Raw genomic sequence first — 23,541 nt, forward strand, 5'->3', positions numbered from 1 at the left:
GTATAAAGCTTGCTTTTCACACTATGGGGATAATGAGAAAAGCGCTACCAATGCATGTTAAACGACTGCATTGTAGCCTACACAAAAAGGGGTTGGAAGATTTGGGTATTTTAAAGGGGTTAAAAATTCTCGATTTTTCTGCATTACTACCAGGGCCAATGGCGACAATGATTTTTGCTGACCTAGGTGCGGAGGTTATTCATGTAGAATCCTCCAAACGCGTTGACTTAACGCGTATTATGCCTCCCTATGATGAAGATCATGAGGCATATATTCATCAACACTTGAATCGTTCTAAAAAGTCTCTTACATTAAATTTGAAAGCGCCTGAGGCTATAGATATTGTAAAGACACTCGTACAAGAATATGACGTTATCATTGAAGGTTTTCGACCAGGGGTTATGCAAAGACTTGGTATCGGCTATGAAACGTTAAAAGAAGTGAATCCAAAATTGATTTATTGTGCGATTACAGGCTATGGTCAAACTGGTCCGTATAGCAACCGACCTGGGCATGATAATAATTATTTGGCACTAGCAGGGGTGCTCGATTACTCTCGTCATAAAGACAAAAAGCCCGTTTCTATGGGGATTCAGCTAGCAGATATTGCTGGCGGTACGATGCATGCTGCCATCGGGGTACTTGCTGCTGCACTGCACCGTGAAAAAACTGGAGAAGGTCAGTTTGTGGATATTAGTATGACCGATGCGGTATTTTCTCTTAACGCAATGTATGGCTCTGCCTATATCGGCGGCGGTCGTGTACCGCAACCCGAACAAGAAATTTTAAATGGCGGTAGCTACTATGATTTTTATAAAACAAAGGATGGTCGATTTTTCTCCGTGGGCAGTCTTGAGCCACAGTTTCGTAGGTTGCTCTGTGAAGCACTAGATATTCCTGAACTAATCGATAATACGTTTAATGATTCGTACTATACACAAATTCGCTTTAAAGAGGCTGTGCATGATGCCTTTTTATCGAAAACCTACAACGAATGGCTTGAAGTCTTTAATGAAGATTTTGAAGGTTGTGTCGAGCCAGTGTTAACTTTTCCAGAAGCATGCGAGCATCCACAGTTACAAGCTCGTGGCATGATTGTGGAGATTCCGAAAAACGATGGTACGACGCAAAAACAAATTGCATCTGCTTTTAAATTTGATGGCGTCAATCCAGCGTACAAGCATGTTGGCGCAAAGCTTGGTGAACATAACGAAGAAGTACTGACATCACTTGGCTATAGTGCTGAACAAATCAACGCACTTCAAGAAAAAGGGGTTTTAGAGTAAGTAGTGTCAGGCACGCAAACAATTTAAAAAATTAAAAAGAGTGTCCAAGTAAGTCATTGTTTGACTTCAGTGGACACTCTTTTGTCTATTACACATACGCACTAATAAATATCCGTAATTGTTCGAAATGGTCTTCAACAAGTAAATATTTTTTATATACTTCGATTAATTTCTCAAATAGCTCAAATTGTTCCGTAACAAAAAGAATTTTGAGTATATTAATCATATGCAATGAAGCGCTTTGAGCGACTAAATAATACGAGCTATCAGGTTGACGATAATGTTGGCGCCATTCTTCTACAGATAGTCCAATATGTTGTAATGAGTTATTAACATGAAGGGCAATATCTTTTTGCACAGATGCCTCAAGAGCGATTAATTGCTCTTTACTGTAGTCTTGCTGTACCAGTACGGCGTTTATTTTTTTATTGGATGCCAGTACATGTTCTTTTAAGAGCAGTAGCCCCTCTTCGTAACGTTCCATTCTGACATACGTATCTAGCAATACCGCATACAAATTTTCTAAATAATTAAGATGATAATTTTTAATAATGGCCGGTGGTGTTGGCTTTCGATTTGGCAGTAAATCCTTATATTCTAGCAAAATTTCGATTGCGTAGTTATTAAGCCGTTCATCTTCTAATAAATATTCACCATAATGAAGAACATTGTCATAATCTCGCTCTTGATGTGCTATATGCAATAAAATATAGGCAATTAAGACCTTTTCTTTCTCTGTTAATGCATACATAGAATAACGCCAATCAGCCTCAAATGAAGTAATTAAATCTTTAATATGTTGATATTGCCCCTCTGACAAACGATAGTGGGTCACAATTTGATAAAGACGTAACTGTTTTTTGGCTAAACAGGAAGAATTGCATTTATCCACATAAGTTATACACTTATCCAGATTTTTTCTGTAATTATGCACAAAGTTATTCACATGTGTATAAGTAATTGCTGAAGATTGTTCAAAATGTCCCATAATTTCATAGATAAATGTGAATTGTTCTAATGGTTTGTGGATAAGCAGTGAATAAACTTTTTTCATAAACAGCCAATGCCAAAATAAATGTTCTTCTTTATAAATCATATGCACAAAATAATCATTTTCAAATTTATATAAATATATCGTTTGTAAGTCATCTTCTGGCAACTGTACCTGCCATCGCTTGCCAAACACAAGCCAGACTAAACGCTCCAAATCCATTGTATGCTGGGCAAAAAGTTGGTCAAAAAAGATTTCCTTCCCTTTTTGAGTGTAAAAAAAGGCATTCAGTCGGTCATTCACATATTTTGTATCCAGGCCCTGCTTAGTGAAAAAAAGTTGTAACGTCGTAGAAACACGTCCCCAATATTTTCGAGCTGTCGAAAATGCAATGTTCATCGCCGCTTCTTCATTCACTAAAAATAATTGTGGTGATAAAGCAGAACCTAATATTTTAGGATCAGCTTGTGCTGTGACCTCAGCCTCTGCCCATTTTGAAAGTAACTTTTCGGCTCCGTTTTCGCCACTTTGTCTATATGTTATGAATAATTGCTCATCACAATCCAACAGCATACAACCAGAGCCCCCCATCAATTTCACGCAACAAAGATCTTCCCCTATCATGGTATAATTCGTTTTTAAATTATTTTTATTCTTTCTTCAATATAACAAATCCTATCCAAGATATGCTAATAAGTTATGAATAAGCACAGACAAAAGAGCTAAAGTGTTCATCAAGACAAACACTTTAGCTCTAATTAGCTATATATACTTACAAAGCTCATTACTTTACATACTAAGGCAAATGAGCGCATCTGACAACTGCTCTTAAGTTGGTAGCCCAGTGCATTGTCTCAGACGGCTCATTGCTGACGCTATTTTATGGCAGCGTCCATTTATTAAATATTTAAAGTATAAACTGTTTCCAAAATCAGTTTATACTTTACTTCCTAGACAGTAGACGGACAACGAAACAAAATAGTTACACATTTTAATAAAAATTTTTCAAAAAAATTTGTTTACCAAAATTGTGGGTACTTTCTCGTTTGTCGTAAATTATTAATTAGCAAGCCAAAAATGACAATAATCACTGCCCCTATGAATACTGGCATTATTAAATAGCTCCAGCCGTAGCCGCCTAAAATAATGATAATCGGGTTTGCTCCTGCCGGTGGATGTATTACCCCAGCAAGTGCCATACAGAAAATAGTCAAGCCGACTGCAAGACTAATCGAAATAACGCTCGATCCTAACAATGAATACATCGCCACGCCGATAAAAGCTGAAATCATATGCCCACCTATAATATTTCGAGGTTGTGACAGCGGCGCATTCCATACGACAAATACCAGTACACAGCTCCCCCCAAGTGATGCCATTAACCACGGTGTCCCTGTATAGTTTGTTAAACAAAGTAATACAAAGATACATAGTAAACCACCAGCAGCACCTGTTAACGCATCAGCGAAATTAGTTCTAGAAGGAGCATGTCCACCTCCACTCATCTTAGCTAAATATGCTTTTAAACGATGATTTTTTACATCTTTTTCTTGTAAACGTACGAAATCGGCCATAGTCACCATCCTAGAAATCAACTTTATATGAATTGTCATCATCTATACATGTAGAAGCTTTTTCTATTATATCAGCTAAAAATAAGATTTCAATTTCAGAACTTCATATTTTTGACAATGCTGAAAAGTTAAAATAGTAAAGCACGAGCCCAATGTATGCATACATTTACTAGGCTCGTGCCGAGGTATTTAAAATATCGTTTTTGTGGTAAGAGTTTTCATGTTTACTTGTTTTTAATCATATTGCTTTTTAATCGGTTTGTATATTCGTGCTTTTTTTAGCACCGTCTTCGGAACTTGGAATGTTGCCGTAACGACACCTGGATGGCGGCCGATTTCTATGGAACCCGTAATGGTTGCACGATTCATTACTTCTGGCTCAGTCATTTCAAATAGCTTTGCGGCTCTGCTAATTGCATTAGTTGTCGCATCATTTAATGTTGTACCTGTACCCACTATCGAAACAGGGAACACTTCTTCCACCTGTTTGACCCCAAATTCCTCCGCAAGTTCGCGGGCTCTACGTTTTTCTTCTTTTGAAAAAGGCTTTGCTGTGTATGGAAGATCTTCTTCATTTGGTAATAATATCGGGCCTTCAAGTGCTACTTTTTTCAATACACTTACCTGTAGTTGTACGATTCCTGCGACATCTGTTGTATGTCCAGCAATTTCACCGTCTCCTTGCATGGCATGCATATCACCAATGTACACGCCACCACCTGGTACTTTTACAGGGCAAATAATTGTAGCCCCCTCACGAACACGGCTAATATCCATGTGCCCATCTGTTCGGTGAGTATCTAATTCTGCTTGCGTAAATGCATATTCATGTGGAGCTCCTATTAAAAATGAGCCAAAATCACCAGCATTATGAGAATCTGGCATCGCCTTTGAAGGCGTTGTCCCTAGCTGACCTAAAAATGGTCGCATTCTTGCCATAACGCCGATTAAGTCACTTGATGCAAGAGCAACGACAGGGTTTTGCACAGAGTTTTCAGGCGTGCGCATATAATTTTTTGCATCCAATGCAATACGTCGAGCACCCTCTCGCCCTACGGTTAAACCGATATTACCCTTTTGGTCTAGTGCCATTGTATAACCATTTGTCATTTTAAATGGCGCAGTTTCAGTATCACAAGTTGAACAGCGTATTGCATGCGGCCCAATACCATCCACTACAGTAGCTGGATGAAGTTTACCACAGCCGGGACATTTTACTGATACGAACGGATCACCGATAAAACGGTCAATTATTGCCTCGTCATGCCCAGATGCCGTCGCAAGTGATGTTACCTGTATAGATTTTATTGTGATAACAATTGCATCGCCTACTTCGGCACCTTCTACAAAGACCGGCTTTGTTACTTCGTGTCCACCACGAATGGTTGGCGTTAACATCGGCCCCCAACACCCTGGTGTCGTATTGGCAATAATTGTGCCACCATTTTTGACAGGACCAAGCATTTTTTGCTGTGGATCTAAAATACCGTCTATGAAATCATTCACAAACAATGTTTCCACAGCTTTAGGCTGCTGAACACTTTCGTCATTTTCTGGTTGATTAGCTTTTTCATGCATTTGTAAATCAGAAATCATGTTTATTCACTCTCCCAATCCAAAAAATTATTTTATGTAGTCTACACAAGGGTAAAAGATAGCTCTCCACTTATACGAGCAGAGAGCCATTATTATTAGTTATTCAAGAACAAATCTACTATGTGAGAAGACTTCATTTAAAGCTTATTGCGTTTACTTGATAGCTACGCATCACTGCGTATACCATTCATTTCGACAGCGAGTTCGATAGTTCCTGCAAATACGAGTAAAACTACACTAAATTTACAATTATCATGTCGAAGTATGAGCGGTGCTGGTTAACAGCGTAGTTGTTACTTGTTGCTCCATTCATCGTGCTTCGTCTTTGTCTCACTTTCATTTATAATAAGGCTGATAAAGAAGTAATATTTAACAACAAGACCTTTATTTAAACTAAAAATAGAAAGGGTGTAAGCATCCGATGGCAGAACCAACCATATTAATTGTAGAAGATGAAGCTGATTTAGCCAATCTTCTAAAGGTCAGTCTCCTAAAAGAAGGCTATAAACAAATTCATACAGCTGACTCCATTGAAAAAGCTTGGATAAGCTTTCAACAAACAACCCCCGACATTGTGCTCCTTGATGTCATGCTTCCAGACGGTGAAGGCTATGATTTGTGCCGTCGAATTCGTGAAGTTTCGCATATCCCAGTGCTGTTCTTATCAGCCAAAAATGAAGAAATCGATAAAATATTAGGGCTCGCTATTGGTGGTGACGATTATATTACAAAACCTTTTAGCCCTAAAGAAGTTGCTTATCGTGTAAAGGCTCAGCTACGTCGAGCCGGCTATCAAATACAGGAGACGCCATTACCTGTTGCAAAGGCGATTCAAGTTGGACCATTCGTGCTCAATAGTGATGAAACAGAAGTACATAAAGACGGTACTTTATTAGAGTTAACGGCTAAGGAGATTGGTTTAATGGCTTGTTTTATGCATAATCCTAACCGTATTTTAAGCAAGGAAACATTATTTGAACGTGTATGGAGCGAGGATTTCTTTGGCTCAGACAATACAGTTATGGTGCACATACGTCGTCTTCGTGAAAAGATTGAAGTGGATCCATCTAAACCGGTTTTTATTACAACTGTTAAAGGGCTTGGCTATAAATTAGTTGTGCCAAAAGAGTTACAACGATGAAATGGCGCTTAACAGCACGCTTTTTACTTTCCATCTTATCGATTGTCATCATCGTTATTTTTGTTAATACTGCCATATTATTTGGACTAATTCTCTATCAGCAATTTAACAAATTTAATGATGCTACCGCAGATACCGAGGAAATTTTTGTACGCGAGTTCCAGCAGTATATTGATGTGAGCAATGGGCTTCCTTCTGTCAGTAAAGAAGGGCTTCAACAATTACACCAACGAAATGCTTGGATTCAATTGCTTGATGTAAATGGCCAAGTGACGGATGCTTATTTTGAACCTCAAGAGGCACTTTCTCATTATGCGCCTATTGATTTAATTCAAGTTTATAAATATAAAGAATTCGATGTTGATACAACAGTTTATGTAGGAAGTAAAGATAACATTAACTATTTAATCGGTATTAAAGGCAGTGGCGTTTCAAGATACGTGGTTCATCTTTCAGGCGCATCTACATTACAACTTATCGGAAAGTATGGCTTGCTTATCATTATTGCGGATTTACTAGTTGCAACGCTTGTTGGTTGGTTATTCGGTCGCACGCTCACTAAGCCCCTTTACGCCATGATTGAACGCATTCAGCATTTAAAAAATCACAAACATTTACCTATAAAAGTTCCAAAAGGTCTGTATCGTCCAGTCTTTGAAAATTTAAGTGAAGTATCGAGCGAGTTGGCTGCCCATGAGCAAGAACGCAAGCGTTTAGAGATGATGCGTGAGGAGTGGATTAGTAACGTCTCGCACGATATGAAGACGCCACTTGCATCCATTCGGGGTTATGCAGAGTTATTAAATGATCGGAACTTATCGCCAAGCGATCGAACGGAATATGCCCAAATTATTGAAAAGCAGTCTTTGCATATGCAAGAATTACTAGATGATTTAAATTTAACAATGCGACTTAGACATCAGCAACTTCCGCTAACTTTAACGGAAGTGAATATGGTACAGTTTATGCGCGAAATTGTCATTGACACACTCAATACACCTCCCTATGAGCAAGCAAATATTGACTTTGATGCTACAGCAGAGGTTATTCTACATTCTATAGATGAACATTTTATGCGACGGGCTGTAGTGAATTTTTTATATAATGCATTGCTGCATAATCCTCCCGATGTAAACGTACATGTAACGGTTGATACGAACACTATTACTATAGCCGATAATGGTCGGGGCATAAGTGCCGAAGATTTAGCCCATATTTTTGAGCGCTATTACCGTGGAACCAATACTGAGCAAATACAAGGTACTGGACTGGGAACTGCAATTGCACGAGATATTATTGAAGCTCACGGAGGAACCGTAACCATCCTATCTGAAGAGCAAAAAGGAACTACAGTAACTATTCAATTATAAACAATCAAAATGTAAAAGGAGCAGCCCCCATTCTTTATGGACTGCTCCTCTTTATTATTTCATTTGAGCCTGCACTTTTGCTGGCATATCATCAAATTGTATTTCATCATAAGATGTCACTTCATTTTCCTTTTTCACGTAAAGCTTTAAATAGGCGTCCAGACGCAGATTTTTTTGTGCAGAAAATTTCAATGTCATCTCTTCTCCGTTTTCTTTAAATGCCGGTAGCTCATACCAATACGTTTGGAGTATTTGTCCATCATCAGCCTTATATTCTTCCAATTCCCCATCTGAGGTAATATGCACATAGTAAGTATCTTTATTTAAACGATTAAAGTCTACGGTCATAAGTACAATTAGACCTGCCACAAACAGGATAAACAGTGCTCCTATACTAATAAACATCTTTTTCATATTAATTCCCCTGTCTCACAATTTTATAAAACGACCGTACAGTAAAGAGATAATACAAGCCGTAAATGATTGAATAGGCAATCATCCATAATAGTACAGGCTTCGTTATATCCATATTAAATAATTGTGAAAACGCTAGTAGCGCGAAAGCACTGTGTACGATACCGACCACAAGTGGTGCGCTAAATATAACAGCAACCTGTCCTGCGACTGTCTTCAATATTTGCTTACTATTCACACCGATTTTATTTAATACTGCATACTTCGCCTGATCTTCTTCTGCCTCTGTTAACACTTTAAAGTAAATAATACTGCCAGTAGCGGCTAAAAATACAAGCCCTAAAAAACTGCCTACAAATAGTAATGAGCCGACTGTACCTAAACTATCCTCATAGCTTTGAGGAACACTTGAAAACCATTCTTGTTGCTCAGTTGATAGTTGTTCATAAATTTCTTTAGACACACTTTGCTGCTTTAAATCATCATCCATAGCAATAAGCTGCATGGTTACCGCTTCGGCATTGGTCGCAGCAAAAACTTGGTCGTTTACGACAAGCACCGTACCAGCTGACATAAAGTTTAGCACACTATCTGTGTACATTTTGTCGATATAAAAGGATTCCCCACTCTGCAATTTAAAGTTTTCACCCGTAAAGTTATGTGAAAAACGTTCATCAAAATTAACATCTAGTAAAATAGCTAAACCATCTGCTATATGCAGTTCACGATTTGTCCCCTGTAATGTCGCTAAACGATTGTAATCGGATTCCTTCAATAATGTATATTCAAAAAAAGCAAATTCATTATCGACACGTAAATTTTTGACATCAATCGTTTCATTGTATAACACCTTCTGTTGGTCAAACTCTACTGCTTCACCTTTCCACATAAATGTGTTTGGTAACATATGACGCACCGTTGCTTCGGTATTGTAGTACATTCCAAAAACACCACCACCTGCGGTAATCGTTGTAGCACTTAGAATGGCGATGATAGACAACGATTTAGCATTTGCACGTATACGATACAATAGCTGTGAAACACCTATTAAATTTAACCCTCTCCACGACCAAGATGTAGCGTTTTTTAGCGCCGTCAGCACGAACACGCTGACACTATGAAACAATAAGTATGTCCCTGCAATTGTCAAACCTATTACTAGAAGTGGCGTACCAAGAATCGAGAATAATTTCCAAATAGAGCTTGTGAAAATATCTGTAGAGGCTGTGTAATAACTAAATCCAATAAACACTGTGCCCAGTATTGCTGCCAAAAGGGATGCACGGGGAATTTTCTCCCCTTGCTTCTCTGCATGAAACAAGTCGATTAATTTAAATTGGTAGATAACTCTGTAGCCCTGTAAGGACGTAAATAAGAATAGCACCGCAAAAATCCCTGCTGTTTGAAGCACTGCTTCCGGTGTAAATGTTAAATTTGCTACGACTTGATAGCCCATCAGTCGCACTAAAATTGTTACTAGCACCTTTGACATAAAAAAGCCTAGTACAATGCCTAAAATCAATGATAAAAGCCCAATAACTAAATTCTCAAAAAAGAGCATTAATCCTATTTTTTGCTTACGTACACCTAATAGTGAATAGAGTGCCACTTCTTTTTTCCGCTTCTTCATAAAAAACGAATTGGAATACGCGATAAAAATCACAATGAAAAATAACAGTACAATCGACGATGCACTCATTAGTCCTTTAATTTGTTGCGACATATTTGCTGAAGCCGCAAGCTCATCATTGTATTTTAACGTGACAAATGTAAAGTAAATGACGATACTAAACACCATCGAAGCGATGTATAAAAAATAATTCGATAAATTGCGCTGAATATTTTTGCGCGCCAAGCTAAATAACGTCATTTACTCCACCTCCGATGCCTGCAAGCACCTGTAATATCTCCTGGAAAAACTGCTTTCTCGTTTGTATCCCACGATGAATTTCCTTGGAAAGCTGCCCATCTTGGATAAAGAGAATGCGCTGACAGAAGCTTGCTGCAAACGCATCGTGTGTAACCATCATGATGGTTGCCGCATGGGATTGATTTAAATCACTTAAACTTTCGAGTAAATCTGTCGCTGATTTTGAATCGAGTGCTCCTGTTGGTTCATCAGCGAAAATAAGCTTCGGTGCTGTTACTAATGCACGAGATGATGCTGTTCTTTGCTTTTGACCACCTGAAATTTGGTAAGGATATTTTTCAAGTAGCTCACTAATGCCAAATAACTGTGCAATACGCTCTACCCGTATAGCAATTTCCTTCTGTGGCACCTTTGCAATGGCAAGTGGTAGTACAATATTTTCGCGCACGGTTAATGAATCGAGCAAATTATAATCTTGGAAGATAAACCCTAAATTATCACGACGAAAATCTGCTAATTGCGTATCTTTCATATGCGCTAAATTTGTATTACCTATCACAATATCGCCCGTTGTTGGCGTATCAATGGTTGCTAAAACATTTAAAAGCGTCGATTTCCCTGCACCAGAAGGTCCCATTACACCGACGAACTCACCTTGCGCTACTTCAAATGTTATATTTGCTAGCGCTGTAAATGTATTCGCGCCTTTACCATACGTTTTACCTACATTTTCTACTTTTAATAATGGCGTCATATACGCTCACCTCTTTCTGATTACAGTATACGACCCCAAACTTACAGTAAAATTGTCGCAAGCTTACAGCAACCTTAACTTTATCCATTACAAACAAAGGATTCATACACAAAATGTGCATGAATCCTTTGTTTTGTTTACGTTGTATTCATCTGTTCGCGGATATTTCTCTCTACTTCGCGGGTATTCATACTTTTTCCGCGGGTATCACCCTCTATTTCGCGGGTATTCATACCTTTTCCGCGGGTATCACCCTCTATTTCGCGGGTATTCACACCTTCATTGCTAACTAACTATTCACTAGATCCGTCCATTCATTCTTGCAGCTTGTTGTAAAGGATCCCATACCCCATTGAAAGGTGGGGCATATGCTAAATCTAAATCGAGTAAGTCCGGTAATGTCATTTTATTGTATAAAGCCGTAGCAAAGACATCAATACGTTTATCTACACCAGCAGGTCCAACGATTTGTGCCCCTAATAGTTGCTGATCTCTCTTTTGCACAACAATTTTAATATACATCCGTTGTGCGCCTGGGTAGTAGCCTGCAATATGACGTGCTGAGAGTTTATATGCCTCGTAATCGAACCCAAGCTTTTTGGCAGTGTTTTCATTGATGCCTGTAGTAGCGATTGTCAAATCAAAGAATTTCATTATAGAGGTGCCAACAATGCCCCGAAACGGTGCAAACTTTCCAGACATATTCAGTCCAGCTAAGCGCCCCTGCTTATTTGCTGTCGTTCCAAGAGGTACATAATCTAAGCGTTCCTTTACAATATGAAAATGGGTTGCACAATCTCCAGCCGCATAGATATTCTCAACCGACGTCTCTAAATGGCGGTTAACAACGATGGCTCCATTTTTAGCTAGTGCAATGTTTGTCCCATCTAAAAATTGTGTGTTCGGTTTTATGCCAGCAGCGACAATTACTAAATCCGTCTCTAACACGCCATTATTTGTAATGATTCGTTCAACTCGTGAAGAGCCTTCAAAGCCTTCAACATTCGTATTTAATAGAAGCTCTATTCCTTGCTTTTTCGCCTCATCATGAACATGCTTTGCTAGTTCTTCATCTAAAATATTGGCAACTTGACTACCTCGTTGTATCAGTCGAACTTTTTTATTACATGCATGAATCGTTTCGGCCATTTCAAGTCCGATATAGCCTCCACCAAGAATGGTCACCTGTTCGATATTTGGCGATAAATCGGCCAGTAATTCTTCTAATCCAGGTATTGTTTTAATTTTATGAATACCAGCTAATTCTGCACCTTTCTTTACTGGCATTATCGGATCCGCTCCAGTAGCGATAAGAAGCTTATCATAAGCAATTTCGAATGGTTCGCCTGAAAATTGCGTACCCATAACAAGCTGGTTCTCTACATCGATGCGTTCGACCTCATGTCCAACGCGCGCATCAATACCGTATTTATCACGGAATGTCTCCACATCTCGCGCGATTAGGCGCTTTGTCGATGAAATCCGACCATCTACTACATAAGGCAATCCACATTGTCCATATGAATAAATAAATCCACGCTCTAAAGAGGTAATTTCTGCCCCTGGTACATTTCTATAAATCTCCATAGCGGCTGACATTCCCGCCGCATCTCCCCCAATAATTACGAACTTCATCCTACAAACCCCCTTATTCATATCCAATTCTATATACTGGTTCATATATAGAGGACACGTTCCGCCTCACACAGCGACTTTAAATCAATGTTAACAAAAAGCGAAATACAAATGCACGTTTCCAGTACTACCATTTTCTAATTTATCGTGACAAAAAAACAGGTAAAGAAAAACAATTGTTTTTCTCTACCCGTTTTACGTACTTAAGCTTTTGTGATTTCTTCTTTGCAGAACGTTAAAATTTCTTCTAATTCATCATCTTCCAGTGCAAAGTCTAAATACTCTCCCTCTGCCTTCTCCATAATGAAATAATTTAAAATAAATGGAGCTCCTTCTTTTTCACCAATTAAAACACGAATTTCAATACCTGCTTCATGGTATAGCTCATCCTCTTCGTCAATGTCCACATCTAAAATAAATTCAAAACGTTTACCTTCAATAATATTCGTCGGATCTAAAATTTCTTCCATCGAGAATTGTGTAATATCCATTTATACTAGCTCCTTTATCTTTACCTATTCTTTTCTATAATAAATCAATTTCAGCATGGGTCAACTAGAAAACCTGTATACACCTTCATGCAATTATGACACAATAAAATAAAACTTTTAGCCGTATGCTATTTTTCAGCAATCAAAATGAGCTAACAGTTAACGCTTGGCAAGCTACATACCTATTACATAAAGGAGGCTTTTTAATGAAAGAGCTACTATATTATCAAGACGCTATGCAACAAGAGTTTACAGCAACGGTTGTACGTACCGGTAGTGAGCCGGATGGACGCCAGTACGTTGTGCTTTCTAATACCGCCTTTTACCCTACCGGCGGTGGTCAACCACATGATACAGGTACTTTAAACAATACTAACGTAATCGATGTCGAAAAGATTGACGATGAAATACGCCACTATATCGAGGGTGAAGCTTCCACTCTTTCTGGCGAAGTACATGGCAAATTGAACTGGAAGCGCAGATTTGATCATATGCAACAGCACGCTGGACAGCATATTTTAACAGCAGCATTTGTCGAACTTTTTGATGCACCAACTGTAAGCTTTCACCTCGGTAGTGAACAAGTTACAATAGATATTGCTGTAGACTCATTATCAAATGAACAGCTTGCGGCGGCTGAAGCTCGGGCAAATGCTATTATTTTAGAAAATCGCCCAATAGAAACAAAATGGATTACCGAACAGCAACTTGCTGACTATAACTTGCGTAAAGAGGTAGCTGTCACAGGAGCTATTCGTTTAGTCATCATCCCTGATTTCGACTACAATGGCTGCGGTGGAACACACCCGACATCTACAGGGCAAGTTAGCGCAATTAAAATTCTAGGAACAGAAAAAATGAAAGGCAATGTACGGGTCTCCTTTGTATGCGGAGGGAGAGTTTTAGCAGAGCTAGCGATGCGCAAGACCGTACTGGCGGACGTGGCTAGACAGTTAAGTGTGCCAGAAACCGAAGCAGCAACTGCCCTTACAAAGCTTTTAGCAAGCCAAAAAGCGACAGAAAAAGCGCTTGTAGCGGCAAAAGAGGAATTGCTTACCTATGAGGCAAAAGCATTAGCTGCTAGTGATACACATATTATCGCTATTGCTTTTCATAATCGCACGATACAAGAGCTCCAAAAATTAGCCCGTTTTATTGTCGCTGAACGTGCTGATGTGATTGCCCTACTTGTTTCAGAAAATGAAGATAAATTACAATTTGTAGCTGCTCGCGGTACACAAGTAGACACCAGCATGAAAGAGCTTGCTACAAACGTTTTACCATGTATTAATGGTAAAGGCGGTGGTAGCGATCAAATGGTGCAAGGCGGTGGTGAGCGTATTATTGCTTGCGAACAACTGCTCACTGCTATGCAAGAAGCGCTACAATAAATCTATATACAGTAACAAGCCTCGCACAGCAAAACTGCTATGCGAGGCTTGTTGTATAATGGCTTAATTTTTTTAATCAATTAACTTTGAAGTTTTTAGGAAGCGCTCGATTATTACCGCAACCTCTGCACGTGTAATATTATCTGCTGGGGCTATCATTTGATTGCTTCTTCCTGTAACAAGACCTGTTTTCACCGATAGGGCAATGTAACGTTTTGCATCATCAGCTATTTGTTGATTGTCACTAAATGGGGCTAAAATTGAATTAATTTCATCCTCTGTGATACTTGTATTGATATTCGTTAGGGACAATGCTCTGGCTAAAATAGTCATCGCTTGCTGACGTGTTATTTTATCATTTGGTCCAAATTTGCCGTTACCATAACCTTGAATAAGATTATATTCTGTAGCTGTATTTAAATAGTGTGCGTACCATGCATCTTGTGCAACGTCGCTATATTTTATTGTACCTTCACTTGGCTTCAACCCTAAACCGCGCACCATTATTGCGACAAATTGCGAACGTGTAATATCTTTATTTGGTTCAAATACACCCTGACTCGTGCCATCAATAATGAAGCGAGAGCCAAGATTATTAATGCTATCCTTTGCCCAATGGGTTGTTACATCATTAAATGCAACAGGATGCCATACGACCGTATATAAACTATTTGTTAAACTATTGATTACTGCATAGTGCTTTCCTTCTTTTTGAACAACTTTCGTTGGCACGTGGTAAGTTGTGCCATCTGGTCTCACCACAACAGCTGTTGTGATTTTGCTTAAATCCGTATCGTTTGGAAGTGCAATTGTACGTTCTATATAGGTGTTAAATTTACTAATTTCACCTGTAGTGTTTCCAAATGAATAAGTCACTTTAAAGTCAATTGGCTTTGTCACTAAAGAGAAATTCTGTTCATTTGCGGCAGTATCTACTATTTGTGCTGCTTCTGCCGTTACTTTAGCAAGCTCTATACGAATTTTAATATCTTTTAGTGCAACTGTTGCGCCTAATTGTTGCGAGATAGCATCAATATTAATTTGTTGGGCAGGTAATTTATAAGAGGCTGTCGGTGTTTGGACGACAATTGTTGCCTGCTTATTCTCCATAGTTTTCACGATTTCACCATTTAGCTCACCGATCATCATGTCTGCATTGGTGTCACTAATAGGAATCGTTATGATAGCGTTATTACCTGTAGTTTGTAGCTTTTCTTGAAGTTTGGCTGAATCCGCCAGTAGTGTAATTACCTTTTGATTATTAACTGTCGATTTTATAGCCTTACCAAGTGACATCTCTTCACCATTGACGATAATAATTGCTGCATCTGACGATGCCGGATCTGGTGTCGGCGTTGTGCTTGGTGTGTCAGAGCTATTGTTACTATCACTTGTAGCAGGAGGCGCTTCCTTTGATATTAAAATTGTGTAGAGCTGATACGCTCCATCAACCGCCGTTACTATCACAGAAATTGTATTTAAACCTGTAGCTAGTTTTACAGACTGTGTAGCGAGTGTTCCGTTTACAGTCACTGTGGATTTGCTATCTTCTACAGTCGGTGTAATGATGACACTATCTACTCCAGCAGAAACTTTTGCTGTATATGTTTTTATATCTTTGTTAAAAGCAGGGCTTAATGTACCGCTTGAAATCGTTAAATTTTTCAAATTCGCATTTGAAGAATTTGATAAAGCTTTCACAATAAATGTGAATGTTTTCGATTCTGTTACATTTCCTTTTGAAATGGTCGCCGTTAACACTACAGATTGATTACCCTGCATTGCAGTCGGTCGAGTCACCTTACCATCATTCGCTATAATGTCAGACATATTGGATGACCAACTAATTGTTGTGCCATTCATACCTACAGTCGGTAATGTAATTTTTTGTGTGACTGATGTTGCTGAATCCCCTGCGCTATATATCACTGCCAAGGAACTTTTATCGTTTTGCACTTTATTCGACAGCACTTGATAAAGTATGGTATTGATTTCAGTTTGTAACATTTCAATTTTATCAAAACCTTCAATAGGTCGAACTTGAAGCAATTGTTTACACACTTCATCTTGTTCTTCCGTAGTTAACAAATTGTAGTCACTCAAGTCCAACTGTGTTTCTTCTTCAAATACTGTCCATAACTCAAAAGCATCAACAGCACTATTGACATTTATTAATAATGAACGAGCTATGAGAGCATTTAAATAGGTCTGTCTTAATAGAGTAATTGAATTATAACCAGCTTGTGGACGCTTCTCTATCATCCAATTGGCTAATTCGTTCTGATCCGCTAATTTGAAATTCAAATACAATTGATGTGCACCAGATGTATAGTGTAATACATTCCAATCACTAAGCATTGCGGATTTCATATCCTCTATATTACTAGCATTATTAAAAGAACCTAAGTCATTTTGTGCTGCTGAGGCGTTAGACATTGGCGCTAAGCATAGCGCCAATGCAATTAAAATGAGCAATAAGCTTGATCCTTTATTTTTTTTGTATCGAATACGACTCACCCATTTCTGATCAAAATATAAAACACTTATTAGTTCGCTTTATTTATTAATAGTAGAATAATCACCAGGCTGTAACTGTCTCCATTCAGAGCTTTCAAAGATAGAAGACCCTGATTGGAATCTGCTATATCGTGCAAGACCACCATTATTCGGTAAAAGAGCAGTTGTCGAAGTTGGATCTCCTAGTAAATCGACGATTTGGCCATTGCGCTCTAAAGCGATTGCTACAATATAACTACCATTTTCAACATGGAACTCATTATTATAATATTGAGCATTTGTTAGATCAAAAAAATCATAAAATATTTCATTAATTATGATGTAATTTGCATTATTTGCTCTAAAAATCTCTACTCTCTCAACATTGCGAGTGCTGGCTGTTGGATTATACTGATGAAGTACAATTTCATATCCTACAGTTTCTTCAAACAAATTAGGATTAGATAGTTGGATGACATCTCTACCGCTCCCACCTTGTAAAAAATCAGTTATAAAAAATGTCGGTGCTTCAATAGTTACTATAAAGATTGTTGACACTTGTCCACCATTACCATCACTAGCAGTTACCATAATCCTGCTAGTTCCGATTGCTTTCGGTTGTAGTGAGAGAGTAGTCCCATTTAAAGTAACAGCAGCAACTGCCTCATTACTTGAATTCACACTTAATGTTAGGGCATCTTGATCTTCGTCGGTAAATATATCGTTTAGTTCTATATTCCAAATAACTCCATTTTCATTTCCTCGTTGATCTTTAATCGTTTTCGCTACGATTGGCGCATGATTAGAAGAAGCTGCTGTAACTGTTACTGTAAAGTTTGTTGAAATAGTGCCCCCATTGCCATCAGTAGCCGTTAAAGTAATCGTAGCTGCACCAACTTTTTGGGGTGAAATGCTCAAAATTGTGCCATTCAAACTAACAGTAGCTATGTCTGTATCATTCGATACGGCACTCAATGTTAAAACATCATTATCTGCATCTGTAAATACATTGCTAATATCAATAGTACTATCCGCGCTATTAACAGCTAATGTTTGATTTGTAAGAGCCTCTGCTACTACGGGATCTGTATTGGCTTGAAGTAAAACCTCCACTTCGAAGCTGGTCATAGCTCGTCCTACCTTCCCATCATCTGCAGTTACTTTTATTCTTGTATTGCCAGGTGCTACCCCTTCAATAATAAGTTGGTCGCCGGTAACTTGTGTCGCAACAATTCCAAAAGGAGATGGCACCACCTTATAAGTTAATGTGTCTCCATCGGCATCATAGAAAACCTTACTTAAGTCAATCACCTTTTGCGGTTGTCCCAGCGTAATAGTTTGCTTTGGGATTCTCTCAGATGCTACAACAATGGGCGATTGATTGTTAGAAGCCGCATAAGTAGAGAAACTAAGAATAGTAGAAATGACCAACATTAAACAGAGCGTTACTAAAATTTTTCTCGTATTTACTTTAATATCCAACACGAAGCCTCCTCTAATAATGTAATTGTTTTTCTTTTGATAATGCTTGTTATGTAACCCTTAAAAACGTTAAAACATCTAAAAATGTATAGATGTCCTGACTGATTATATCAATCGAAACTCTCCAATTTCTCTCCAATCCAGTGTGTAAATCCTTTCAATTCATAAAAAAAATAAGCTGTCCAAATAATTATGGACAGCTTTAGCTTGTATTTTATAATTTGAATTTTTGGATGGCTCCATGTAGACGGTTTGCCATGTCCGACATTTTTACAGTTTGCTTGTTCATTGCCTCTACCGTGTTCATTTGCTCGGCAGTAGCATTTTTCACTTCCGCTACATAATCACTTGCTGCATGGGCAGTTGCCGCCATTTCTTCCATAGAGGCAGAAACCTCTTCCGTATTAGCTGACATTTGTTCTGCGGAAGCATTCATTTCCTCAATTTGACCTGCTATTTCACCGACAGCTTGAACTATCTCTTCAAAGCGCTCTCCTACTGCTTCAATTGCTACTAAACCTCGCGCTACATTCTCTTCGCCATTTTCTGCTGCTTTTACAACCTCTAATGTGTGTGCCTGTACTCTATCAATTAATATATTAATTTGAGCAGCAGAGCCAGCTGTTTGCTCCGAAAGTTTTCTTACCTCCTCTGCGACTACGGCAAAGCCTTTGCCTGCATCTCCTGCACGTGCAGCTTCAATTGAAGCGTTTAATGCTAATAGGTTTGTTTGGTCTGAAATATCCGTAATCATTTTAGAAATTAGCTCTATTTCTTTCGATTCCTGTTCAAGCTTATGGATAATGTCCAGTTCTATAGCTGTTCCACGTTGTATTTCATCCATACGGCTAATCGATTGCTGGACTGCTCCGTTACTTTCACTTATTTTCTCGGAAATAAAATCCGTATTCGTAGCTATCGTTGAAGCAACTTCAGCAAAGTTTTGAATACCAAGTGCCATTTGTTCCATCGCTGAGGCACTTTCCTCCGCCATTGCCGTTTGACTTTGTGCGCCACGATCTACCTCACCTATTGCAAGTGCGATTTGCTCGGAATGTTTAGTGACAGCAATTACATCTCCCATTAACTCACAAGAGGTTTCATTTACCGCAGTCGCTTCTTTACCAGCTTGCGATATCATATCTCGCATATTATCTGCCATTTTATCTAAAGCCCGCACCATTGTCCCCATTTCATCAATGCGCTTCAAATATTTAGCTGGGATTTCTTGTGTAAAATCTCCCTCTGACAATCCTTCACTAATACGAAGTACGTGGCGAAGCGGTTTGCTTACAGATTTCGATATCGCAAACGAAATAAACATTCCTAAGATAGAGACGATAATCGTCATTATAATAAAGTTTGTCTTCAATTGTGAAAGCCCTGCTAGCATTTCATCCTCTAGTGCGACGACCCCCATTTTCCAACCATTATCTAACGTATGATACCCCATTAAACTTGTACCTTGTTCCTTTGTATCGAAAGAGAAATAGCCATTTGTATTCCGAATCATTTCTTTTGCAGCTAACGATTCCCCTGTTATTTCGCCAGATTCTTCTGCGGCAGAAATTGCATTCACTTGCTCTTTCACAAGGGCATGGTTCTTATGTCCAATAACGGTACCTTTTGCATCTAACATAAGGGCATAACCATTTTCTCCAACTTGAATGTCTTCAACAATGTTAGATAAATAATAACCATCTATACGCGCTAACAATAATGCTATTTCACCTGTCACAGTATCGATTGGTGCTACGATTAATATAACTGGTTCACCTGTGACACGACTAATCGTGATTTCTGACATTACTGTCTTGCCTGTAAACCCTTCCTTTATATAATCTCGATCACCTAAATCTGCTGTTGTATTATCTAAATAATGGGCTACGCCATCAGATGTGATAATGCCAAAGCCTAGATAATTTTTACTATCATCCATACGCTTTGTTAAATAGGTTTTTTGCTCCTCAAAGTCCATACCACGGATAACTGCTTGTTCCGCAATAGCCTCCACTTCCACTAAAGCTAGCTGAAAGTGCTCCTCTATATATTTTGATACATCTGCTGCTCTCGCTATCAAATTCGATTCAACCTGTTCTTCAACTGCTTTTGTACTATTCATCCATGTAGAAAAACCAAGGGTACCACATGTAACAAATACTAAAGCGATAATTGCTATAACTAATTTACCACCAATACCTTTAATCCACATATTCTCTTTGCTCATTTCTCCAAATTTATTTTTCATTATCATTTTAATTTTTGTAATTTTTTGCCCTTCTTCCTCAAGAGTAAGGTCACTATAACTAGAAGTCAATAAAAGTTTTCCAATAAGAATAAAAATTGTCTAAAATTGTATTTATCATCATACTCATAGTGCTTATAGTCTAATACATTTTATCCATACACTTCCTAAATCGTTATTAAATAGATTGTTTTAATGGATAAAATTAAAACTTTTTCCATGGTAATTTGATTATAATTTGCTTTTTTTGTTGATTATAAAAAATAGAACACAATCTGTTTACTTTGGAGGGGTGTATTTTATATGAGTGCAGATAAGAATGTCTCACGTCGTGATTTTTTAAAAACAACAGGTATTGCAGCTGGTACATTAGTCGGTGGTGGATTAATTGGTGGTCTTGTTGGCTATAACATCAACGGTAAAGGCACTTCTACATTAGAGCATGGTAATGGGACGACAAATGAAGCTGCCGGTTCACCTAAAGCAAAAATGTTTTTCATGAACGAACGCGATTTTAAAATTTTATCGAATGCTACTGAACGTATTTTTCCTAAGGATGATTTAGGACCTGGTGCAATTGATTTAGATGTACCTTACTTCATAGATCATCAGTTAGCCGGACAATATGGCAGTAATTCCAAAGAATATATGCAGGGACCTTTTGGTGAAGGCTCTCCTACACAAGGCTATCAAAGTCGCTTAACACGCGCTGAAATTTTTAAACAAGGCATTGCCAAAATGGAAACGGAAGCTCAAAGTCGATTCAAAAAAAGCTTTAATGATTTAGAGGGCAAGCAAATGGATGAAATATTAACAGCTTTTCAAAAAGGTGACATCCAAATGAGTGGTGTAACTTCCGCGTTCTTTTTTGCACTATTACGTGCCGCTACTTTAGAAGGTGCATATTCAGATCCTTTATACGGTGGGAACCGAAATATGGAGGGTTGGCGTATGAAAGGCTTCCCTGGTCATCAAATGGCTTATATCACAATGATTGAAGATCCTAAGTTCCAAAAAATTGAACCAAATCAATTAGGCAATCACTAATCTAAGGGGGGTTTATAAATGGCAACAACATTACCAAGTGTAGACGTTGTAACAGTAGGTGTTGGGTGGACAGGTGGCATTGTCGCTGCTGAGTGCTCGAAAGCTGGATTAAAGGTCGTTGGTTTAGAACGTGGTCAGAAGCGTGGCACCGAGGATTTTTTAAGTATTCATGATGAATACCGCTACGCAATTCGCTATGATTTAATGCAAAATCTTTCAAAGGAAACAGTTACTTTTCGTAATAATCGAAAGATGCAAGCTTTACCGATGCGTCAACTCGGTTCCTTTTTATTAGGTGAGGGGCTTGGAGGGGCTGGGACGCACTGGAATGGCATGACATTCCGCTTTTTACCGTATGACTTTCAGATTAAAACAATGACAGACGAGCGTTATGGGGCAAATAAATTAGGGCCTGACTATCTATTGCAGGATTGGGCACTAAACTACGATCAATTAGAACCCTATTTTGATAAATTTGAAAAAACACTCGGCATTTCAGGGGATGATAAAAATCCGTTTGCAGGTAAACGCTCAAGTGCCTATCCAACACCTCCTATGAAAATGACGCCTATGCTACAACAATTTGAGAAAGCAACGAAAAATCTAAAATTATCACCTTATATGGTTCCTTCTGCCAACATCTCAGAAGTCTATAAAAATCCTGATGGTGAAACAATTAATGCTTGTCAATATTGTGGCTTCTGTGAACGTTTCGGTTGTGAATATGGGGCAAAATCTTCCGCGGAAATTACCGTAGTACCTACTGCTTTAAAAACAGGAAATTTCGATTTGCGCTTTAACTCTAACGTTGTAGAAATTTTAAAACAGGGTAACAAGGCAACCGGCGTAAGATATATCGACACGGTATCTGGTGAGGAGTTTATACAGCCTGCGAATATTGTCGTATTAACAAGCTATGTCTTCAACAACGCTAAGCTGTTAATGGTTTCTAATATTGGTCAACCATATGATCCAACAACAGGGAAAGGAACATTAGGCCGAAACTATTGTTATCAAATATTACCTGGTGCTAGCGGATTCTTTGATGAACAATACAACACTTTCATGGGTGCAGGGTCTCTTGGGATGAGTATAGATGATTACAATGGGGATAACTTTGACCATAGTGAATTAGATTTTATTCACGGTGGCAATATAGCGCTTACTCAAACAGGTACACGTCCTATTAGCTCTAACCCAACCCCTCCTGATACGCCAACATGGGGACCCGAATTTAAAAAGCAGTCTATTCATTACTATACACGTTCGTTTGGTATTGGTGCTCAAGGGGCCTCTATGCCACATAAAGAAAATTATTTGTCTCTTGATTCCAATTACAAAGATGCGTATGGGTTACCACTCGTACAATTAACCTACAACTTTACTGATCAAGATCGTGCACTGCATAAATTTATTTCAGCTCGCGCTGCGGACATTATGAAAGAAATGGGTGCCAAAACGATTGTACCTAATGCAGAAATTACAGATTATAACATTGTCCCTTATCAAACGACACACAATACAGGCGGGACAGTTATGAGCTCAACACCAGATAAGGGCGTTGTGAACAACTATTTACAACATTGGGATGTAGAAAATATTTTCGCTATAAGTGCTGGAAGCTTTGCTCATAATAGTGGCTATAATCCAACTGGTACTCTCGGCGCACTAGCTTATCGTTGTGCAGAAGGTGTTGTGAAATATAGCAAATCAGGTGGTTCTTTAGTTTAGGGCAGCTATCTTTACTATAGAAAATTG

Annotated in this window: 17 protein-coding genes; 6 read left to right on the top strand and 11 right to left on the bottom strand. The window is 38.5% G+C overall.

Annotation, left to right across the window (positions count from 1 at the left end; all coding sequences use genetic code 11):
• The first annotated feature begins 101 nt into the window (after positions 1 to 101).
• Positions 102 to 1,286, top strand: a complete 1,185-nt coding sequence (locus LS41612_RS21920; protein ID WP_024360755.1) for a CaiB/BaiF CoA transferase family protein — start codon at positions 102 to 104, stop codon at positions 1,284 to 1,286.
• 88 nt (positions 1,287 to 1,374) lie between these two features.
• Here the strand turns inward: LS41612_RS21920 and LS41612_RS21925 are convergent, their stop codons facing one another.
• The 3 genes from LS41612_RS21925 to LS41612_RS21935 all read right to left on the bottom strand — a co-directional run bounded on the left by LS41612_RS21925 (position 1,375) and on the right by LS41612_RS21935 (position 5,429).
• Positions 1,375 to 2,850 carry a hypothetical protein gene (locus tag LS41612_RS21925; RefSeq protein WP_024360756.1) on the bottom strand — a complete coding sequence of 492 codons (1,476 nt, stop codon included), beginning with the start codon at positions 2,848 to 2,850 and terminating at the stop codon, positions 1,375 to 1,377.
• A 446-nt stretch (positions 2,851 to 3,296) separates the two neighbouring features.
• Positions 3,297 to 3,851 (bottom strand): HPP family protein, encoded by a 555-nt coding sequence (locus LS41612_RS21930; protein WP_024360757.1) that lies wholly within the window; start codon positions 3,849 to 3,851, stop codon positions 3,297 to 3,299.
• Between the two features lie 234 nt (positions 3,852 to 4,085).
• Positions 4,086 to 5,429: an acetamidase/formamidase family protein gene (locus LS41612_RS21935; protein ID WP_370510651.1), complete on the bottom strand. Its 1,344-nt coding sequence runs from the start codon at positions 5,427 to 5,429 to the stop codon at positions 4,086 to 4,088.
• Positions 5,430 to 5,868: 439 nt separating this feature from the next.
• Between LS41612_RS21935 and LS41612_RS21940 the strand changes: the two genes are divergently transcribed.
• Both LS41612_RS21940 and LS41612_RS21945 read left to right on the top strand, forming a co-directional pair.
• Positions 5,869 to 6,588 (top strand): response regulator transcription factor, encoded by a 720-nt coding sequence (locus tag LS41612_RS21940; RefSeq protein ID WP_024360759.1) that lies wholly within the window; start codon positions 5,869 to 5,871, stop codon positions 6,586 to 6,588.
• A complete protein-coding gene (locus tag LS41612_RS21945) occupies positions 6,585 to 7,958 on the top strand; it encodes a sensor histidine kinase (RefSeq protein ID WP_024360760.1) in 1,374 nt (457 codons plus the stop codon). Before LS41612_RS21940 ends, LS41612_RS21945 begins: the two co-directional genes overlap by 4 nt.
• Before the next feature lie 54 nt (positions 7,959 to 8,012).
• Here the strand turns inward: LS41612_RS21945 and LS41612_RS21950 are convergent, their stop codons facing one another.
• From LS41612_RS21950 to LS41612_RS21970, 5 genes are all read right to left on the bottom strand, one after another.
• Positions 8,013 to 8,372: a YxeA family protein gene (locus tag LS41612_RS21950; RefSeq protein ID WP_024360761.1), complete on the bottom strand. Its 360-nt coding sequence runs from the start codon at positions 8,370 to 8,372 to the stop codon at positions 8,013 to 8,015.
• A gap of 1 nt (position 8,373) precedes the next feature.
• The gene (locus LS41612_RS21955; RefSeq protein WP_024360762.1) at positions 8,374 to 10,242 is read right to left on the bottom strand and encodes an FtsX-like permease family protein; all 1,869 of its coding nucleotides are present in this window, start codon (positions 10,240 to 10,242) and stop codon (positions 8,374 to 8,376) included.
• Positions 10,229 to 10,996 carry an ABC transporter ATP-binding protein gene (locus tag LS41612_RS21960; RefSeq protein WP_024360763.1) on the bottom strand — a complete coding sequence of 256 codons (768 nt, stop codon included), beginning with the start codon at positions 10,994 to 10,996 and terminating at the stop codon, positions 10,229 to 10,231. The genes LS41612_RS21955 and LS41612_RS21960 overlap by 14 nt, the downstream gene beginning before the upstream one ends.
• A 300-nt stretch (positions 10,997 to 11,296) precedes the next feature.
• Positions 11,297 to 12,631 (bottom strand): FAD-dependent oxidoreductase, encoded by a 1,335-nt coding sequence (locus LS41612_RS21965; protein WP_024360764.1) that lies wholly within the window; start codon positions 12,629 to 12,631, stop codon positions 11,297 to 11,299.
• Between the two features lie 203 nt (positions 12,632 to 12,834).
• A complete protein-coding gene (locus LS41612_RS21970) occupies positions 12,835 to 13,122 on the bottom strand; it encodes a DUF6509 family protein (RefSeq protein WP_024360765.1) in 288 nt (95 codons plus the stop codon).
• A gap of 206 nt (positions 13,123 to 13,328) precedes the next feature.
• Here LS41612_RS21970 and LS41612_RS21975 point away from each other — a divergent pair, with 206 nt between their 5' ends.
• Positions 13,329 to 14,513 carry a serine-tRNA(Ala) deacylase AlaX gene (locus tag LS41612_RS21975; protein WP_024360766.1) on the top strand — a complete coding sequence of 395 codons (1,185 nt, stop codon included), beginning with the start codon at positions 13,329 to 13,331 and terminating at the stop codon, positions 14,511 to 14,513.
• 72 nt (positions 14,514 to 14,585) lie between these two features.
• Here LS41612_RS21975 and LS41612_RS21980 read toward each other — a convergent pair whose 3' ends face one another.
• From LS41612_RS21980 to LS41612_RS21990, 3 genes are all read right to left on the bottom strand, one after another.
• A complete protein-coding gene (locus LS41612_RS21980) occupies positions 14,586 to 16,988 on the bottom strand; it encodes an immunoglobulin-like domain-containing protein (RefSeq protein WP_024360767.1) in 2,403 nt (800 codons plus the stop codon).
• 81 nt (positions 16,989 to 17,069) lie between these two features.
• Positions 17,070 to 18,491 carry an Ig-like domain-containing protein gene (locus LS41612_RS21985; RefSeq protein ID WP_024360768.1) on the bottom strand — a complete coding sequence of 474 codons (1,422 nt, stop codon included), beginning with the start codon at positions 18,489 to 18,491 and terminating at the stop codon, positions 17,070 to 17,072.
• A 214-nt stretch (positions 18,492 to 18,705) separates the two neighbouring features.
• Positions 18,706 to 20,808 carry a methyl-accepting chemotaxis protein gene (locus tag LS41612_RS21990; RefSeq protein ID WP_233433820.1) on the bottom strand — a complete coding sequence of 701 codons (2,103 nt, stop codon included), beginning with the start codon at positions 20,806 to 20,808 and terminating at the stop codon, positions 18,706 to 18,708.
• Positions 20,809 to 21,039: 231 nt separating this feature from the next.
• Here LS41612_RS21990 and LS41612_RS21995 point away from each other — a divergent pair, with 231 nt between their 5' ends.
• Entirely contained in the window at positions 21,040 to 21,783 is a 744-nt protein-coding gene (locus LS41612_RS21995; RefSeq protein ID WP_024360770.1) for a gluconate 2-dehydrogenase subunit 3 family protein, read from the top strand.
• Between the two features lie 18 nt (positions 21,784 to 21,801).
• Positions 21,802 to 23,514: a GMC family oxidoreductase gene (locus LS41612_RS22000; protein WP_024360771.1), complete on the top strand. Its 1,713-nt coding sequence runs from the start codon at positions 21,802 to 21,804 to the stop codon at positions 23,512 to 23,514.
• Positions 23,515 to 23,541: the final 27 nt, after the last annotated feature.

This window comes from Lysinibacillus sphaericus, from assembly GCF_002982115.1.
GTDB lineage: Bacteria > Bacillota > Bacilli > Bacillales_A > Planococcaceae > Lysinibacillus > Lysinibacillus sphaericus.

Coding starts and splice junctions, on each gene's coding strand:
- LS41612_RS21955 (WP_024360762.1), bottom strand. CDS start 10,242: ATGACGTTATTTAGCTTGGCGCGCAAAAATATTCAGCGCAATTTATCG.
- LS41612_RS21965 (WP_024360764.1), bottom strand. CDS start 12,631: ATGAAGTTCGTAATTATTGGGGGAGATGCGGCGGGAATGTCAGCCGCT.
- LS41612_RS21945 (WP_024360760.1), top strand. CDS start 6,585: ATGAAATGGCGCTTAACAGCACGCTTTTTACTTTCCATCTTATCGATT.
- LS41612_RS21970 (WP_024360765.1), bottom strand. CDS start 13,122: ATGGATATTACACAATTCTCGATGGAAGAAATTTTAGATCCGACGAAT.
- LS41612_RS21950 (WP_024360761.1), bottom strand. CDS start 8,372: ATGAAAAAGATGTTTATTAGTATAGGAGCACTGTTTATCCTGTTTGTG.
- LS41612_RS21995 (WP_024360770.1), top strand. CDS start 21,040: ATGAGTGCAGATAAGAATGTCTCACGTCGTGATTTTTTAAAAACAACA.
- LS41612_RS21975 (WP_024360766.1), top strand. CDS start 13,329: ATGAAAGAGCTACTATATTATCAAGACGCTATGCAACAAGAGTTTACA.
- LS41612_RS21925 (WP_024360756.1), bottom strand. CDS start 2,850: ATGCTGTTGGATTGTGATGAGCAATTATTCATAACATATAGACAAAGT.
- LS41612_RS22000 (WP_024360771.1), top strand. CDS start 21,802: ATGGCAACAACATTACCAAGTGTAGACGTTGTAACAGTAGGTGTTGGG.
- LS41612_RS21935 (WP_370510651.1), bottom strand. CDS start 5,429: ATGCATGAAAAAGCTAATCAACCAGAAAATGACGAAAGTGTTCAGCAG.
- LS41612_RS21940 (WP_024360759.1), top strand. CDS start 5,869: ATGGCAGAACCAACCATATTAATTGTAGAAGATGAAGCTGATTTAGCC.
- LS41612_RS21960 (WP_024360763.1), bottom strand. CDS start 10,996: ATGACGCCATTATTAAAAGTAGAAAATGTAGGTAAAACGTATGGTAAA.
- LS41612_RS21930 (WP_024360757.1), bottom strand. CDS start 3,851: ATGGCCGATTTCGTACGTTTACAAGAAAAAGATGTAAAAAATCATCGT.